The 1,196-nt window shown below is 33.8% G+C and carries 1 protein-coding gene and 1 pseudogene; one reads left to right on the top strand and one right to left on the bottom strand.

Annotated features, from left to right (window positions below):
• Window positions 1-92: 92 nt before the first annotated feature.
• A pseudogene (locus tag VXQ92_RS19385) lies at window positions 93-520 on the top strand (winged helix-turn-helix domain-containing protein); the annotation flags it as partial.
• A gap of 79 nt (window positions 521-599) precedes the next feature.
• On the opposite strand, the gene VXQ92_RS19380 reads toward VXQ92_RS19385, so the two are convergent.
• Complete coding sequence (locus VXQ92_RS19380) at window positions 600-1,058, bottom strand: GNAT family N-acetyltransferase (protein ID WP_409365072.1); 459 nt, start codon at window positions 1,056-1,058, stop codon at window positions 600-602.
• Between the last annotated feature and the right edge of the window lie 138 nt (window positions 1,059-1,196).

The raw sequence follows: 1,196 nt of genomic DNA, 5'->3' as shown, positions 1-1,196 counted from the left end.
GTGCTTTTGAGGAAGATCCACGCAAAACCCTATTTTTAGAATGGCTAAAAGCAGAGATGAATGAGAGTCAACATAAATTGCTCTAGGCTTATCTGTTTTATTTAAAGAAAAATGATTTAAAAGAAACCATGCGTGTCGTGCTGAAAGAGCAGCTTGATGCAGGTGTCGTATCAGCGATTAAACTTGCCGACGGACAAAATTTATATGTTGATGTAACTGCAATAGAGCAACAATTGGATACTGATTTTGGTCTAAAAATACTTTCGCCTTTTGATAACGGGTATTTGGATATTTTTGTTTGCCTATTCTTTATCAAAATGAGTTAGTAGGACGAATCGACTGTAAAGCACACCGGACAGTAAAAGAACTAGAAGTGATTAGTCTACATTTAGAAAAAACGGTAAAAGATAAAGAGCATTTCTTTTTTGAATTAGATCAGGAACTCAAGCGTTTTGCAGCATTTAATCAATGCTCAACTGTGACTGATCAGGTAGTCAAACTCATTCGCAGCAAGCTTTAAGTACCAATCTATTTGGGTAGTCAAAAATGATTAAAGCTAAAACACCAAAAGAGTAAAAATTTTTGGTGTTTAACTTCGCTTAGTTCAAAGACATACGGTATTGAATAACGCCGGGCTTTTGTGCAATCCAATCATAGAGCTTTTGGGCTGTTTGATTGCTTTCTTGAGTATGCCAATATAAACGTTCACAGCTATGTTTGGTGGCTTGCTTCTGTACATAATCAATAAGCTGTTTACCAATGTGTCGTCCACGAACTTCAGGAGATACATACAGATCTTCTAAATAACAGTAGTTATTTTCTGCCCAAGTAGACCGATGAAACATATAAGTGACAAAACCTAAGATACGTTCTTTATTTTTGGCAACTGCACAATAAATAGATTCTTTTTCATCGAAAAAACGATCCCAAGTCATTTTTGTGATATGGAGGGGTAAATTGACCTGATAGAAATTTTGATAGGCAACCCAATATTCTAACCATTGAGTATAGTCTTGTTGTTGAACTGGCGAGACTTCGATCGTTTCATTTTGAATCATAATTACACTTCATGCTGACTAATTGATGAAATTATATATTGGATATGAATGTTTTATAGAAACATTAAAGTATTAAAAACTAACACAATAAATTTGATGAGAAAAGAAATTGCTTATTTTTATAACTTTCTAAAATAA

Source organism: Acinetobacter sp. 228, from assembly GCF_048147885.1.
This window is presented reverse-complemented; position numbering and strand designations above follow the sequence as displayed.

Coding starts and splice junctions, on each gene's coding strand:
- VXQ92_RS19380 (WP_409365072.1), bottom strand. CDS start 1,058: ATGATTCAAAATGAAACGATCGAAGTCTCGCCAGTTCAACAACAAGAC.